A 14,557-nucleotide genomic window follows, 5' to 3' on the forward strand; every position below is an offset into this window, starting at 1 on the left:
ACGCCATCAGACCTGCTCCGCGACGGTGCGGTAGTTGTGCGGGCACACTACCCCCCGGACACGGCACATTTCGACCAGCCCTCCGCGCCGCGCCCACCTAGACTCGCGAGCATGTCCCGCGCGCGTGAGGAGGCCCCCACGGGCCCCGCTGCACCGCGCTCCGTGGTGCACGAGGTCGGTTCCCTCGCGCCCGGGGACGTCGCGAAGCCGCCGACGGGCGCGCTGCGCGCGCTGTTCGCCCCGGAGGGTCCGTCCGACCGCGACGCCGGCCTCGTGCGCGTCGTCGACAACCCCGAGCAGCGCGTCCGCAAGCCGTCCGACCTGCTCGGGCTGGTCCTCAGCGCGCTGGGCGTCGCCCTGGTGCTGGTGCTGTCCGTGGTCGCGCACGGCACCACCGAGGGCGTCACCCAGGACGTGCGTGCGTTCAACACGCTCCTCGGCGAGCTGCTCTTCGTCCCCGTCGCCCTGCTCGAAGGGCTCGTCACGCTCATCGTGCCGGTCGCGGTGCTGCTCGAGCTCGGCATGCGCCGGCTGGGACGGCAGGTCGTCGAGTCGATCGTCGCCGCGGCGCTCGGCCTGGTCCTCGGCGTGCTCGCCGTGCTGGCGATCGACTGGCTCGGCAGCGACGAGCTCGTCCGGACGCTCTCCGTGCTCCGGGACGGCTCGTGGAGGATCACCATCCCCGGGTACGTCGCGGCCATCGCCGGGCTGCTGACGACCGCCGGGCCGCGCACCCGCCGGCGGACGGTGCGCTGGTCGTGGAACGTGCTCTACCTGGCGCTCGTCATCGCGCTCATCACCGGGCAGGCGGCCCTGCCGGGCGTGCTCGTGGCCCTGCTGCTGGGCCGCATCGCGGGGCAGGCGGTCCAGTACGCCTCGGGGGTGCGCTCGGAGCGGGCCTACGGCGGCGACCTCGTCACCGCCGTGCGGCACGCAGGATTCCGGCCCACCGCCCTGGTCCGCGTCCGGGGCGTGTCCGCCCAGGTCGAGGACACCGACACCGACGGACCCGACCACGGCTCGGGCGGCGGGCTCCCCGACGACACGGTCACCCACGTCGACGCCGCCGGGGAGGTCACGGGACGCACCACCCTGCGCGCCATGCTCCGCCACCGCGGCCGGGTCGGCGCACGCGGGAGCCGCGGCGAGCCGCTGGACCAGCCCGACCTCCCGTCGTCGGGCACCCTCGCCGACCCCGCCACGATGGCGCTCACCCGGGCGGGCGACACCCGGGTGTACGCGATGTTCACCCCCGACGGCGACCGCCGCGACGTCGTCGTCCTCGACGGCGACCGGCACGTGGTGGGGATGCTGACGCGGGCGTGGCGGGCGCTGCGGCTGCGCGGCCTCGAGGGCCGCGCCCAGGTGTCGCTCAAGGCGGTGGCCGAGCGCACCGCGCTGCTCACCTACGCCGCGACCGCCGCCGGCGTCCGCACGCCGCACCTGCTCGGCGTCGGCGAGGCCGCCGACTCCATCGTGCTGGTCACCGAGCACGCCGAGGGCGCCGTCTCGTGGCGGGACCTGCCGGACGACGCGCTCGACGGCCCCGCGGGGGACGCGGTCCTCGCGGCCGCCTGGGAACAGCTCCGGCGCGCCCACGCGGCCGGCCTGACGCACCACGCGCTCACGCAGGACGTCCTCCTGGTGGGACGCGACGACGACGGCGGCCCCCGGGTCTGGCTCACCGGCTGGGAGCAGGGCGAGATCGCCTCCACCACGCTCGGCCGCCGCCTGGACCTCACGCAGATGCTCGCGCTGCTCGCGCTCAAGGTCGGTCCCGACCGTGCCGTCGCCTCCGCCGTCCGGGCGCTGCCCGACGCGGACGTGACCGCCGTCGGCCCGCTGCTGCAGTCCGTCGCGCTGCCGGCCCCCACCCGGGTCGCCGTGCGCCACCGCAAGGGCCTGCTGGACGCGCTGCGCGACGCGCTGGTCGCACGGCTCCCGCAGGTGGACGTCCAGCCGCAGAACATCACCCGGTTCGGTGCGCGCACCGTCATCATGCTGACCCTGTTCATCGTGGTGATCACCGCGCTGGTCACCACGATGAACCTCGACGAGATCACCGCCGCGGTGAGCCAGGCCAACCCGTGGTGGATCGTCGTCGCGTTCCTGCTGGGCGCGGTCACCTGGTTCGGGGCGGCGCTGACGTTCGTGGCGTTCTCGCCGAAGCGGCTGCCGGTGTGGCGCGCCACCCTGACCCAGATGGCCGGCTCGTTCGTGTCGCTCGCCGCGCCGGCCGGGATCGGGCCCGCGGCGCTGAACCTGCGCATGCTGACCCGCCGCGGCGTCGCGGTGCCCATGGCCGTCGCGACCGTGGCCCTGGTGCAGGCGTCCCAGTTCGTGGTGACGGTCGTGCTGCTCGTGGTGCTCTCGATCTTCACCGGCTCCGGCGGTCTCATCGAGCTGCCGTCCATCACCGTGCTGCTGGCGATCGCGGGCGTCGCCGCCGCCGTCATCGCCACCCTGCTGGTCCCCGCCGTCCGCCGCTGGGTCTGGGAGAAGACGCGCCCCACCCTCGAGCAGGTGTGGCCCCGCCTGTCGCAGATGCTCGGGCGGCCGGACCGGCTCGCCCTGGGGATCGGCGGCAACGTCATCATGTCGCTGGGCTACGTGCTGGCCTTCGACGCGTCGCTGGCGGCGTTCGGGCAGTCCCTCCGGCTCATCGACGTCGCCGTCATCTACCTGGTCGGCAACGCCCTCGGGGCGCTCGTCCCCACCCCGGGCGGCCTGGGCGGCGTCGAGGCCGCGCTGACCGCCGGGCTCACCGCCGCGGGCATCCCGGCGTCGATCGCGCTGTCCACGACGATCCTGTTCCGGCTGGTGACCTACTGGGGCCGGGTGCCGTTCGGCTGGGTGGCCATGCGCTACCTGGAGCGCAAGGGCGACCTCTGAGCGTCCCCCGGCACGACGCGCGAGAGCCCGCCGTCCGGCATCGGACGACGGGCTCTCGAGATGCTGACCGGGGTCAGCGGGACGTCACTTGGCGACGGCCTTCTTCAGCAGCGAACCGGCGCTGATCTTGACTCCGTAGCCCGCGGGGATCTGGATCTCCTCGCCGGTGCGGGGGTTGCGGCCGGTACGGGCGGCACGCTCGACGCGCTCCACCGACAGCAGACCGGTGACCTTGACGGCCTCGCCCTTGCCGAGGGACTCGATGAGCACCTCCTGCAGGGCGTTGAGCGCAGCCTCGGCGTCCGACTTGGTCAGGTCGGCCTTGGCGGCGATGGCCGAGGCGAGCTCGGACTTGTTCAGCGACATGTGAATCCCTTCTCCGGATCACGACGTACGAGACCCGCACGTCGTCACGTTCTCGGTCGGTCCGGCGCGAACCGGTGGACCGGGAACACACTAAGGAACATCCGCACGTTCCTGCGACTTTTGCGCCCTTCGGCGTGGCTCGCAGTCCCCGCGGACGGTTGGTTCAGCCCTGCGGTCCGTCCTGCCGGCCGGGCTCGACGGACTGGTGCAGGCGGCGGCGCGACCGGGCGACGAGCACGCCCGCCGTCCCGACCAGGGCCACCAGGACAGCACCGTAGACCAGCGGCATCGCGCCGCCGGCCTCGGGTTCGGTGCCCGCACCGCCGCCGGCGGGCGAGGAGGACGGCTCCGGTGCCGCGGCACCGAGGCCCTCCAGCTCGCCCGACTCCTCCAGCTCCGCCTCCGCCGCACCGGCGTCCGCCGGCTCCGACGCCTCCGGGCTCGGCTCGGCGGGCGCGGCGACGTCGTAGGCGAGCTCGCCCTCGATCGGGTGCCCGTCCGCGGAGACCGCACGCCACTGCACCCGGTGCTCGCCGCCCTCCGCGGGCGGGTCGAACGTCGCGGTGACGGTCTCGCCGTCGACGGCGACGTCGGCGTCGACCTCGGCGGCCGGCGTGCTGACCCGCACCTGGGTGCCGTCCGGGATGATCGCCGCGCTGAAGGTCAGCGTGAGCGTGTCGACCGGCGCGTCGAGCTCGGCGCCGTCGGCGGGGTCCGAGGAGACCAGCCGGTCGTGGGCGCTCGCCGACGAGGCCCCCAGGATGCTCACGGCCGTCCCCCCGATCGCCGTCAGCAGCATCGCCAGGGCCACGATCGCCGCGACGACGCGGCCGCGGTTCTTGCGCACGGGCGTCCAGTCCGGTCCGGAGCCCCCCGAGCGGGGGGAAGGTCGGGGAGCAGGCTCGGAGCCCGCGGGTTTCTGCGCCACGGTGCGACCATATCCGGGCCGCGCCGCCCGCGGCGAACACGGAGGGCAGGACGTCGGGCACACTCGGAGGGTGGACTTCCGCAACGCCTACGCCCACGGCTTCGCCCGTGTGGCCGCCTGCACCGTGCCCGTGACGGTCGCCGACCCCGCCGCCAACGCGGCCGCCATCCTCGCCGAGGCACGCGCCTGCCACGACGACGGCGTCGCCGTGGCGGTCTTCCCCGAGCTGTCCGTGTCGGGCTACGCGCTGGACGACCTCCACCTGGCCGACACCCTCCTGGAGGCTGTCGCCGACGCCCTCGCCGAGATCGTCGCCGCGAGCGTCGACCTGCGCCCGCTGCTGGTGGTGGGCGCACCGCTCGAGGTCGGCGGACGCGTGCTGAACTGCGCCGTCGTCGTCCAGGGCGGCCGGGTGCTCGGCGTCGCCCCGAAGTCCTACCTGCCGACCTACCGCGAGTTCTACGAGTCGCGGTGGTTCGCCGCCGGCGCGGACCGCCGGGGCGGCAGCGTCCGGCTGCCGTTCGCCGACGACGACGTCCCGTTCGGCCCGGACCTGCTGTTCCGCGCCGCGGACGTCGCCGGCCTCACGGTGCACGTCGAGGTGTGCGAGGACATGTGGGTCCCGGTCCCGCCGTCCGCCGAGGCCGCCCTGGCCGGCGCCACCGTGCTGCTCAACCTGTCCGCGAGCCCCATCACGATCGCGCGCGCCGAGGACCGGCGCCTCATGGTGCGCTCGGCGTCGTCCCGCTGCCTGGCCGCGTACGTGTACGCCGCCGCGGCGCAGGGCGAGTCGACCACCGACCTGTCCTGGGACGGCCAGACGATGGTCTACGAGGCCGGCGACCTCCTGGCCGAGACCGAGCGCTTCCCGGACGGGCCCCGCCGCGCCGTCGCGGACGTCGACCTCGACCGGCTGCGCCAGGACCGCCTGCGGCAGGGCACCTTCGACGACAACCGGCGCGGGCTCGGCGAGCGGGTCGCGGGCTTCCGCACCGTCGAGTGGGAGGTCCGGCCGCCGACGGGCGACCTCGGGCTGCTCCGCAAGGTCGACCGCTTCCCGTTCGTGCCCGACGACGCGGCGCGCCTCGCGCTCGACTGCTACGAGGCGTACAACATCCAGGTCACGGGCCTGGAGAAGCGGTTGCAGGCCATCGGCCGGCCGAAGGTGGTCATCGGCGTCTCCGGCGGGCTGGACTCCACGCACGCGCTCGTCGTCGCCGCCCGGGCGATGGACCGGCTGGGGCGACCCCGGACGGACGTCCACGCGATCACCATGCCGGGGTTCGCGACGTCGGCCGCGACGAAGGACCGCGCCACCCGGCTGGCGCGCGCCCTCGGCGTGGGGTTCGAGGAGCTGGACATCCGGCCCGCCGCGACCCAGATGCTGCGCGACCTCGGCCACCCCGCGGGCGACGGCGAGCCGGTGTACGACGTGACGTTCGAGAACGTCCAGGCCGGGCTGCGCACCGACTACCTGTTCCGGATCGCGAACCACCGCGGCGGGATCGTGCTGGGCACGGGCGACCTGTCCGAGCTGGCGCTGGGCTGGTGCACGTACGGCGTGGGCGACCAGATGTCGCACTACGCCGTGAACACCGGCGTGCCGAAGACCCTCATCCAGCACCTCATCCGCTGGGTGGCCGACTCCGAGGACTTCCCCGCCGAGGTGGGCGACGTGCTGCGCGAGATCGTGGTGCAGGAGATCTCCCCCGAGCTGGTCCCCGTCGGCGAGGGCGAGACGCCGCAGTCCACCGAGGCGATGGTCGGGCCGTACGCGCTGCAGGACCTCACGCTGTACTGGACGCTGCGGCACGGGCTGCGGCCGTCCAAGATCGCGTTCCTGGCGTGGCACGCGTGGCGCGACGCGTCCGTCGGGGACTGGCCGCCGAACTACCCCCACGACGAGCGTTCCGCCTACGACCTGGCGACCGTCCGGCACTGGATGCTCGTGTTCTACCGGCGGTTCTTCGCCGCGCAGTTCAAGCGCTCCGCCCTGCCCAACGGGCCCAAGGTCTCCGCGGGCGGGACGATGTCGCCCCGCGGGGACTGGCGGATGCCCTCGGACGCGTCGCCGGCGGCCTGGCTGCGCGAGATCGAGGAGAACGTCCCGGAGGCCTGAACGGGGCGGCAGCGCTCAGGCGGTGCCGGTGGTCCGCCGGCGGGCACGGCGGTACCCGACGACCGCCGCGAGCGCCAGGAGCGCCGTCGCGGTCAGCGACACCCCGGCCGAGACGACGGCGATCGTCCGCGTCACCTCGTCGCCGGTGACGCTCTCCACGTCGCGCACGGCCATGACCGTCTCGACGTCGGCAGGATCGTGCAGGACGTCGAACGTCCCGGCATAGGGCCCGCTGTCCACCGGACGCCATGCGCCGGACAGCTCCGCGCCGACCGACGCCGGTGCCAGGTCGGAGTCCGCGACGGTCGCTCCGTCGAGCCGGAGCCGACGGTCGCGGCCGGGCAGGGCGACCGACGCCTCGACCGCGCGCTCCCGGCCGCCCGACCCCTCGGCGTCGGCCGCTGTGGTGGCCTCCCCGTGGGTGGCGAGACGCTCGGCGGTCAGGACCGTGGATCCCGCGTCCCCGGCGACGAACGCGCCGCCGACGGCGAGGACGAGACCCACGCACACCGGCAGCAGCACCCGCCAGGGGACCGTCTCGGCACCGCCGGCGGTCACGGGTGCGCTCCTCCGACGAGAGCGACGACGCGCTCCGCTGACTTCCGCGGTGTCTGCCCAGCGGTCACGAGGACGCCGGTCGCGATCTCGCGGGCGCCCGGGTCGTCATACCACTCGGCCAAGAAGTCATGGCCCCCGGCGATCCAATCGGTCCCCTTGTCGGCGAGCGACCTGTGTCGTAGCTCGCCCAGCGCCGTCCTCCGGTCCAGGGACGGCACGAGGAGCACGCGGTGCGGCACTCGTCGGAGGGAGGACGCCGCGCGCTCGCGCTGCTCGGGGTCGACGTAGGTGGTGTGCCCGGCGCCCAGAGCGAGCACGGCGTCCGGGCTCGACTCGATCGCGCGCCCGACGGCATGCGTCCGTGCCGGCTCCCACTCACGCTCGGCAGCCACCCGCCCCACGACGGCGATCCGGTCGACCAGGCGCTCGATGCTCCAGCCGACCTCCGCGTAGTAGTCGGCCGCGACGGCGTCGAGGTCGACGAACGGCCGATCGAGCCGACGGGCCACGATCTCGCCGAGCGTCGACTTCCCGCTCGACGCCGGGCCGACGAGGGCAAGGAACGGTGGGCGCAGCACGGACCGAATCATCGCACCGGGAGGCACGGCCGTCACCGCGCACCTGCCGTCCGACCGGTGACCCGGGCGACGGGACCGGGCAGGATGGGGTGATGACCTCTTCGACGCGACCCGGCACCCCGGGCACCACCCGCAGCTCCGTGGCCCTCACCAACGCCTACGTGGTCCCCGTGGTCGGCGACCCGGTCGACGGCGGGACCGTCCTGGTCACCGACGGCGTCATCACCGCCATCGGCACCGACGTCGCCGTGCCCGACGGCGTGCGCACCCTCGACGTGGGCGGGCGGTGGGTGCTGCCCGGGTTCGTCGAGTCGCACGGGCACGTCGGCGTGCACGAGGAGTCCGAGGGCTGGGCGGGCAACGACACCAACGAGATGACCGACCCGAACGGCGCCGCGCTGCGCGCCCTCGACGCCATCAACATCGAGGACGAGGGGTTCCGTGACGCCCTCGGTGGCGGCGTGACGTCCGTGGTCGTCAAGCCCGGCTCCGGCAACCCGATCGGCGGGCAGACCGTCGCGATCAAGACGTGGGGCGGGCGCACCGTCGACGAGCAGCTCCTCGCGGAGGCCGTCTCGGTGAAGTCCGCCCTCGGCGAGAACCCCAAGCGCGTCTACGGCGACCAGAAGAAGCTGCCGTCCACCCGGCTCGGCGTCGCCGCGGTCATACGCCAGGCCTTCGTCGAGGCCCAGCACTACGCCGCCGCCCGCGCCGCCGCCGAGGCCAAGGGCGAGCCGTTCGCCCGCGACCTCGGCAAGGAGACGCTGGCCCGCGTGCTCGCCGGCGAGCTCGCCTGGGACCAGCACGTCCACCGCGCCGACGACATCGCGACAGCCCTGCGGCTCGCCGACGAGTTCGGCTACCGCCTCGTGATCAACCACGGCACCGACGGCGCGGCGGTCGCGGACGTGCTCGCCGAGCGCGACGTGCCGGTCATCTTCGGCCCGATGTTCACCACGCGCACCAAGGTCGAGCTGCGCAACCGGGCGATCTCCAGCCTCGCGCGCCTGGCCGAGGCCGGGGTGCGGGTCGCCATCACCACCGACCACCCCGTGGTGCCGATCAACTTCCTGGTGCACCAGGCGTCGCTGGCGGTCAAGGAGGGCCTGGACCGGCAGGTGGCGCTCGAGGCGCTCACCGTGAACCCGGCGGCGTTCCTCGGTCTCGACGAGCGCGTCGGGGCACTGCGACCCGGGCTGGACGGCGACGTCGTCGTCTGGTCCGGCGACCCGCTCGACGTGACCTCCCGTGCCGAGCACGTGTTCGTCACCGGCACGGAGGTCTACACCTGGGACGCGGCGGCCGACGGCGGGCGGGGTGCCGGACGCGTCGCCGAGCGCGGCGCACGGTTCGTCCGGGAGTGACCCTCGGCACAGTCGGGGGCTGAGGATTGCCTGGGCGTGGCACCTCGTAGTCGAATCGCCCCATGCGTCCCCTCGCCGCCGCCGCGGCCCTCTCCGCCGTCCTCCTGCTCGCCGCGTGCGCCCAGCCGGGCAGCGGCGGCCCCGCCGCCGAGTCCCCCACCGCCGCCGCCGGTCCGGCGGAGGCGGAGAGCGTCGACGTCGCGGCCACCTGCCGCGCGTACCACGTCGGCGGCAGCCAGTCGATCAACAAGCGCGTCAAGCGGTGGACCTCGGCGGTCGCCTACCCCGCGACCGCCGAGAACTCCGTGGAGCTGACCACCATCCGGGACCGTCTCGAGGGACAGATCCTCGACGCGCAGCCCGGGCCCGCCTCGATCCTCGAGGCCGTCCGCGAGCCGTTCGCCACCTCGCTCGCCGGCGGTTCGGCGGATCCCGCCGACGTCGAGTCGGCCGCCGACGTGGTGAAGCGGATGTGCGCCGACGCGGGCTACCGCTCCTGAGCCGCTGACCAGCGGCTGATGAGCGGCTGACCGGCGGCTCAGCGGCCCGCGAGGAACCTCTCCATCAGCGGGCCCGCCGTCGTCGAGCCGTACTCGCCGTCCTCGACGAACACCGCCACGGCCAGGTCGTCCGCGACCGCCAGCATCCACGCGTGCTGGCGTGAGCCGTCGCCGTACTGCGCCGTGCCGGTCTTGGCGCCCACCACGTCGGGGACGTCGGCGAGCACCGACGCGCTGCCGTCCGTGACCACGCCGCCCATGAGGTCGAGCAGGTCGGCGGCCTCCGTCTCGGTCAGCCCGTCCCCGGCCGGGCCGTCCTCCGGCGCCTCGGCGGAGGCGTCCGCAGAGGCCTCGGGCTCGGCGGACGTGTCCACCTCGGCGCCCTCGGCGTCCGTCACCGACCGGACGATGCGCGGCTCGACCCGCTCCCCCGCGGCGACGCTCGCCGCCACGGTCGCCATCCCCACGGGGGACGCGAGCACCTTGCCCTGCCCGATGACGGACTCCGCGTGCCCCGTCTGCGACGCCTCGTCCGGCACCGAGCCGGTGAACACCGGCGTCCGGTCGAACCGGGTGGAGGTGCCGAGCCCCAGGTCCGCGCCGGCCGCGGCGAGCTCGGCCTGCGTGACCGCCTCGGCCGTCCCGATGAAGGCCGTGTTGCACGAGTGCGCGAACGCCGTGGCGAACGAGACCTCGCCCGTCGCCGACGCCGGGTAGCCGGGCACGTTGGAGTAGGTGCGACCGTTGACCGTGATGGTCTCCGGGCACTCGACCGTGTCCTCCGGGAAGGTGTCGGCCCGCAGCAGGGCGAGCGCGGTGGCCACCTTGAAGGTCGAGCCCGGCGCGTACTGGCCGAGCGTCGCCGTCGACCACCCCTCGCTGCCCGGTCCGCTCGCGGCCGCCAGCACGTCACCGGTGGACGGCCGGATCGCGACGATCGCGCTGGCCGGCTCCACGCCCGCCAGCGTCTCCTCGGCGAGCACCTGCAGCGCGGGGTCGAAGGTGGTCCCGACGTCGGCGCCCTCGGTCGGCTCGACCCGGTAGAGCTCCCGGGGCTCCTCGCCGTCCTCGGCGTCCCCCTCCGAGGGGACGGCGCTCACCACGAGCCCGTCCGCCCCGCGGAGCTGCTCGTCGTAGTCACGCTGCAGCCCGGAGAGCCCGACGACGTCGCCCGCGACGACCTCGCCGTCGGACTCCTCGATGATCTCGGCCGTCGCCTCGCCGGACCGGCCGAGGATCGGCAGCGCGAACGACGACGTCGGCGCGAGCTCCATCGTGTCGGAGATGACGTTGACGCCCTCGATGCCCCGCGCCCGGCCGACCGAGAAGTCGATGCCCGGGTCCTCCTGGCGCACGGTGATCGCCTCGACGAACGCCTTGTCGCCCGCGGCCTCGACGCGCGCGACGTAGTCGGCGGGATCCGTCCAGATCATCTTGCCCAGGCGGCGGGCCTGCGCGGCCCACTGCGTGGACGCGATGCGCGTCTTGTCGATGCCGACCCGGTAGACGTCGCGCTCGGTGACGAGCGGTTCGCCGTCGACGTCGAGGATGTCGCCGCGCTCGGCGGGCAGCTCGTCGATCGCGAGCCGCTCGCCCGCCGCGAGCCCCGGCACGGCGAGATCGGTGTCCCACTGCGTCTCCCAGGTGCCCGGCTCCTCGGAACCCTCGGGCGGTGCGACCCAGACCAGCTCCGTCGTGGTGGTGTACTCCCACGTCCGGTCGCCGTCGAGCGGCCAGGTCCACGCGAGGGTGACCTCGGCGGCGGGCGGGGCGTCGTCGGACCCCTCGTCCACCTCGGTGACCTCGGCGACGGTCACGGTGGGCTCGACGCCGGCCGCCTCGGCGACCTCGACGAGCGGCTCGGTCACCTCGACCAGGTGCGCCTGCGGGTCCGCCGACGTGCTCGTGGCGACCGGGACACCCGTCAGGTCGAGGGAGGCCAGCGCCGTGGCCAGCGTGTCGGCCGCGTCGGACGCCGGTGGTCGGTCCGCGCCGGTGCAGGCCGCCAGGGCGAGCACGACGGCAGGCGAGAGGAGGGCGGTCACGGTGAACGTTGTCCGTCGGCGCACGCTGGGAGGGTAGCGCGCGCCGTCCCGATCCCGTCGAACGTGCCACGAGCGAGCCGCCTGCTCGTGTGGCCAAGGTGGCGGGACGCCTGGCAGGCTGTCGTCCGTGCCCCGCCCAGCCTCCCGACGTCGCGCCGCCCGCACGCTCCTGGCGGCGGCGGTCCTGGCTGCCCTCGGGTGGCCGACGACGGCGGGCGCGGCAGAGGTCTCGCCGGCCGGCCCGCCCGTGGCCGCCCGGCACGTGCCGCTGCCCGAGGCCACCACGATCACCGGATGGCGGCCGGCGGAGTCCGGCGTGGCCGGGGAGCACCTCAGGGACGTCGTGCTGGTCTCGCCGGCCCGGGGCCGTGAGCTCGAGGTGCAGCAGCAGGTCGGCGGCACCTGGGTGACGCGCCAGGTCCTCCGGCTCGCGGACGGCGAGGTGGACGTCACCGACGTGCCGCTCACCCGGCACTGGACGCACGACCGTGCCACCCGCTGGCGTCTCGCCGTCGGCGGCAGCGGGTCCGCGGCGCCCGCCGTGAGCGGCGTGAAGGTGGTCACGGCCTCCTGGGAGGCTGCCGACGACCCGCGCGACCCGGCCGTCCTGGTCAACAAGCGGCACCCGGTGCAGCCCCGGTCCTGGGAGCCGGACCGGCTGGTCCGGCCCGCGCTCGCCACCGCCGGGTCGCGTGTGCGGCTGCGGCCCGTGGCCGCCGACGCGCTGGCCGGGCTGGCGACCGCCGCCCGGAAGGCGACCGGCAAGGAGCTCGTCCTCGTCTCGGGCTATCGGTCCGCCGGCTACCAGGAACGGCTCCACGACCGGTACGTGCGCGGGCACGGAGCAGAGGCGGCAGAGCGGTTCTCCGCCCGCGCCGGGCACTCGGAGCACCAGACCGGGCTGGCGGCCGACGTGACCCAGGCGGGGGTGGACCTCACGCGCTTCGGGGGGACGCCGTCGTCGGACTGGGTCGCGGCCCACGCCTGGCGCCATGGGTTCGTGGTGCGCTACACCGCCGGCGACGCGGACGTGACCGGCTACGCGGCCGAGCCGTGGCACCTGCGCTACGTGGGGCCGGACCTGGCGGCGTACGTGCACCACACCGGGCTCACGCTCGAGGAGGCGCTCGGCGCCGAGGCGGCCCCCGACTACCTCGGCTGAACCGGTACTACCTCGGCGCGAGCGCTACTACCTCGGCGGGAGGGCCTTCGTCAGGCGCGACACCGCCTCCGTGAGGGTCTCGGCCGACGCCGCGAGGTTCAGCCGGAGCCGGCCCTCACCGCCGGTGCCGAACTGCCGGCCGTCCCCGAGGGCCAGGCGTGCCGTCCGCAGCACGTGGTGGTGCGGGTCGGCGCCCTCGGGCACCGCATCCCGCACGTCCAGCCACATCAGGTAGGTGCCGTCGGCCGGGTGGACCCGCACCGCCGGCGCGTGCTCGGCCAGCAGCCCCGTCACCAGCTCCCGGTTGCGCACGATCCCCGCCCGCAGCGCGTCGAGCCACTCGTCGCCCTCGGTGTACGCCGCGGCGTGCGCGATGACGGCGAGGTGGTTCACGGCGTGCCCGGCGATCTCGGGCATGCGCCGCAGGTCGTCGGCCGCGCCGGGGCCACCCACCGCCGTCGCGGCCCGCAGGCCGGCGAGGTTGAACGCCTTCGACGCCGAGTGCACCGCGATCGCGCCCTCGCTCCCCGCGACGGAGAGCAACGGCGTGAACGGGGTGGCGCCGTCGGCCAGGTCGGCGAACGTGAAGGGTGCGTGGATCTCGTCGGCCACCACCCGGACGCCGTACCGGTCCGCGAGCGCCAGCACCGCCTCGAGCTCGGCGCGCGTGTGGACGGTGCCCGTCGGGTTGTGGGGGCTGCACAGCAGCAGGACGGCGCGGCGGCCCGAGCCGGGGCCGCGGCCGTGCCCCGAGATGCCCGTCGCGACCTTGAAGGCCGACTCGAGCGTGCCGAGGTCGAGGCGGCCGGCGGCGTCGAGCGGCGCCTCGACGACCTGGCGGCCCTCGTTGCGGGTGTACGCGTAGAACGGCTGGTAGACGGGCGGGGTGACGACGACGGCGTCCCCCGGGCCGGTGAGGACTCGCAGCACCTCGACCACGGCCACCATCACGTCCGGCAGCGTGCGGCTCGTGCCGACGTCGGGCGTCCAGCCCCAGCGGCGCGCGGCGAACGGTGCGAGCGCCGCGGCGTACCCGGTGCCGTGGTCGTAGCCGGTGTCGCCGAGCTCCAGCGCGCGCTGCACGGCGGCCACGAGGAACGGCGCCTGGGGCACGTCCATCTCCGCGACGAACAGCGGCAGCACGTCCTCGGGGTAGGCGCGCCACTTGACGGAGGTACGACGGCGCAGGTCAGCCAGTGAGAGCTGGTCCAGGGGGTTCTCGATCACCCCCTCGGTCTACCAGACGCCGAGGGGGTGCGCGGTCCTCAGACCTCGGCGGGCCGCACGACGTCGACCCACTGCTCCGCGCGCAGCTCCTGCGAGCGCTCCTCGAGCCCCGACCAGTGGCGCGCGTCCTCGATGGTGGCCTGCAGCAGCTCCCGAAGCCGCGCGTCGGAGTCGGGCACGTACGCCTCGCTGATGCCCTGGACCGCCGTCGACACCACGGACGGCGCGGCGTCGCGCACGAACCGCTTCGGCTTGACGTGCGTCCCCGCGCAGAACCGGCGGGCCCAGTCGGCCGTCTTCGGCGCGCTGGCCAGCGCGGCCACGCTCTCGGGCCCCAGCGTCCCGTCCGGCCTGCCGTCGAGGGCGTCGAGCATGCGCTCGGCGCCGAAGACGGCCACGGCCAGGGTCTGCTGCCGGTCGGCAGGTGCCACCGGCAGCGCCGTCCGGGCGGACCGCAGCGCGATCCGGACGTCCCAGCGCGGATCGTCGCTCGTCAGGCCGATGACCGACGGGATCATGGTCGACAGCCGTGGCCGCGCCTGGTCCGAGGTCAGGTCGTTGACCGCACGTGCCAGCATCGCCAGGAGCGGATGCGTGCACTGCGGATGGTCGCTCCAGCGCTCACCGGCGAGGAACGACGCGAGCTCCATGAAGCACGCGCCCTTCTTCGGGTTGCGGTGCTTTCCCCGCCCCAGCATGGGCAAGGCGTCGAACGTTCCAGCGGTTCCCACCACGAGTCCACCCCCGTATCGGTTCCTGCTCCCAGTGTGCGCGCGGTGTGACGTAGGTCGCAACGGGTAGCGCGAACCCTCCTGCCG

12 protein-coding genes are annotated in these 14,557 nt (G+C 74.8%); 5 read left to right on the forward strand and 7 right to left on the reverse strand.

Features of this window, described 5'->3' with window-relative positions:
- Nucleotides 1-111: 111 nt before the first annotated feature.
- The gene (locus tag BCL65_RS03650; protein WP_106265331.1) at nt 112-2,892 is read left to right on the forward strand and encodes a lysylphosphatidylglycerol synthase transmembrane domain-containing protein; all 2,781 of its coding nucleotides are present in this window, start codon (nt 112-114) and stop codon (nt 2,890-2,892) included.
- Between the two features lie 84 nt (nt 2,893-2,976).
- Here the strand turns inward: BCL65_RS03650 and BCL65_RS03655 are convergent, their stop codons facing one another.
- Nucleotides 2,977-3,258, reverse strand: coding sequence for an HU family DNA-binding protein (locus BCL65_RS03655; protein ID WP_106265333.1), 282 nt, complete (start codon nt 3,256-3,258; stop codon nt 2,977-2,979).
- Nucleotides 3,259-3,421: 163 nt separating this feature from the next.
- Complete coding sequence (locus BCL65_RS03660) at nt 3,422-4,186, reverse strand: copper resistance CopC family protein (RefSeq protein WP_125206467.1); 765 nt, start codon at nt 4,184-4,186, stop codon at nt 3,422-3,424.
- Between the two features lie 70 nt (nt 4,187-4,256).
- On the opposite strand from BCL65_RS03660, the gene BCL65_RS03665 reads away from it, so the two are divergent.
- Nucleotides 4,257-6,305 carry an NAD(+) synthase gene (locus BCL65_RS03665; RefSeq protein ID WP_106265337.1) on the forward strand — a complete coding sequence of 683 codons (2,049 nt, stop codon included), beginning with the start codon at nt 4,257-4,259 and terminating at the stop codon, nt 6,303-6,305.
- 15 nt (nt 6,306-6,320) lie between these two features.
- Here BCL65_RS03665 and BCL65_RS03670 read toward each other — a convergent pair whose 3' ends face one another.
- Nucleotides 6,321-6,863 (reverse strand): hypothetical protein, encoded by a 543-nt coding sequence (locus BCL65_RS03670; RefSeq protein WP_106265339.1) that lies wholly within the window; start codon nt 6,861-6,863, stop codon nt 6,321-6,323.
- Nucleotides 6,860-7,441: a shikimate kinase gene (locus BCL65_RS03675; protein ID WP_165799919.1), complete on the reverse strand. Its 582-nt coding sequence runs from the start codon at nt 7,439-7,441 to the stop codon at nt 6,860-6,862. The genes BCL65_RS03670 and BCL65_RS03675 overlap by 4 nt, the downstream gene beginning before the upstream one ends.
- 92 nt (nt 7,442-7,533) lie before the next feature.
- Between BCL65_RS03675 and BCL65_RS03680 the strand changes: the two genes are divergently transcribed.
- Together BCL65_RS03680 and BCL65_RS03685 are read left to right on the forward strand one after the other, a co-directional pair.
- Nucleotides 7,534-8,805, forward strand: a complete 1,272-nt coding sequence (locus BCL65_RS03680) for an amidohydrolase (RefSeq protein WP_106265343.1) — start codon at nt 7,534-7,536, stop codon at nt 8,803-8,805.
- Nucleotides 8,806-8,867: 62 nt separating this feature from the next.
- A complete protein-coding gene (locus BCL65_RS03685; protein ID WP_106265345.1) occupies nt 8,868-9,305 on the forward strand; it encodes a hypothetical protein in 438 nt (145 codons plus the stop codon).
- 38 nt (nt 9,306-9,343) lie between these two features.
- Here the strand turns inward: BCL65_RS03685 and BCL65_RS03690 are convergent, their stop codons facing one another.
- Nucleotides 9,344-11,374, reverse strand: a complete 2,031-nt coding sequence (locus BCL65_RS03690; protein ID WP_243400772.1) for a penicillin-binding transpeptidase domain-containing protein — start codon at nt 11,372-11,374, stop codon at nt 9,344-9,346.
- Between the two features lie 103 nt (nt 11,375-11,477).
- On the opposite strand from BCL65_RS03690, the gene BCL65_RS03695 reads away from it, so the two are divergent.
- Nucleotides 11,478-12,512 carry a M15 family metallopeptidase gene (locus BCL65_RS03695; RefSeq protein WP_125206466.1) on the forward strand — a complete coding sequence of 345 codons (1,035 nt, stop codon included), beginning with the start codon at nt 11,478-11,480 and terminating at the stop codon, nt 12,510-12,512.
- A gap of 27 nt (nt 12,513-12,539) precedes the next feature.
- Here the strand turns inward: BCL65_RS03695 and BCL65_RS03700 are convergent, their stop codons facing one another.
- Both BCL65_RS03700 and BCL65_RS03705 read right to left on the reverse strand, forming a co-directional pair.
- The gene (locus tag BCL65_RS03700) at nt 12,540-13,739 is read right to left on the reverse strand and encodes a MalY/PatB family protein (RefSeq protein ID WP_106265352.1); all 1,200 of its coding nucleotides are present in this window, start codon (nt 13,737-13,739) and stop codon (nt 12,540-12,542) included.
- A 38-nt stretch (nt 13,740-13,777) separates the two neighbouring features.
- Entirely contained in the window at nt 13,778-14,470 is a 693-nt protein-coding gene (locus tag BCL65_RS03705; protein WP_243400771.1) for a hypothetical protein, read from the reverse strand.
- Nucleotides 14,471-14,557 lie beyond the last annotated feature (87 nt).

Origin of the sequence: Isoptericola halotolerans (genome assembly GCF_003003075.1) — a bacterium.
Classification (GTDB): Bacteria; Actinomycetota; Actinomycetes; order Actinomycetales; family Cellulomonadaceae; genus Isoptericola; species Isoptericola halotolerans_A.

Bases quoted from the DNA above. Each gene is read 5' to 3' on its own strand.
- BCL65_RS03650 (WP_106265331.1), top strand. From the start codon at position 112: ATGTCCCGCGCGCGTGAGGAGGCCCCCACGGGCCCCGCTGCACCGCGC.
- BCL65_RS03655 (WP_106265333.1), bottom strand. From the start codon at position 3,258: ATGTCGCTGAACAAGTCCGAGCTCGCCTCGGCCATCGCCGCCAAGGCC.
- BCL65_RS03680 (WP_106265343.1), top strand. From the start codon at position 7,534: ATGACCTCTTCGACGCGACCCGGCACCCCGGGCACCACCCGCAGCTCC.
- BCL65_RS03685 (WP_106265345.1), top strand. From the start codon at position 8,868: ATGCGTCCCCTCGCCGCCGCCGCGGCCCTCTCCGCCGTCCTCCTGCTC.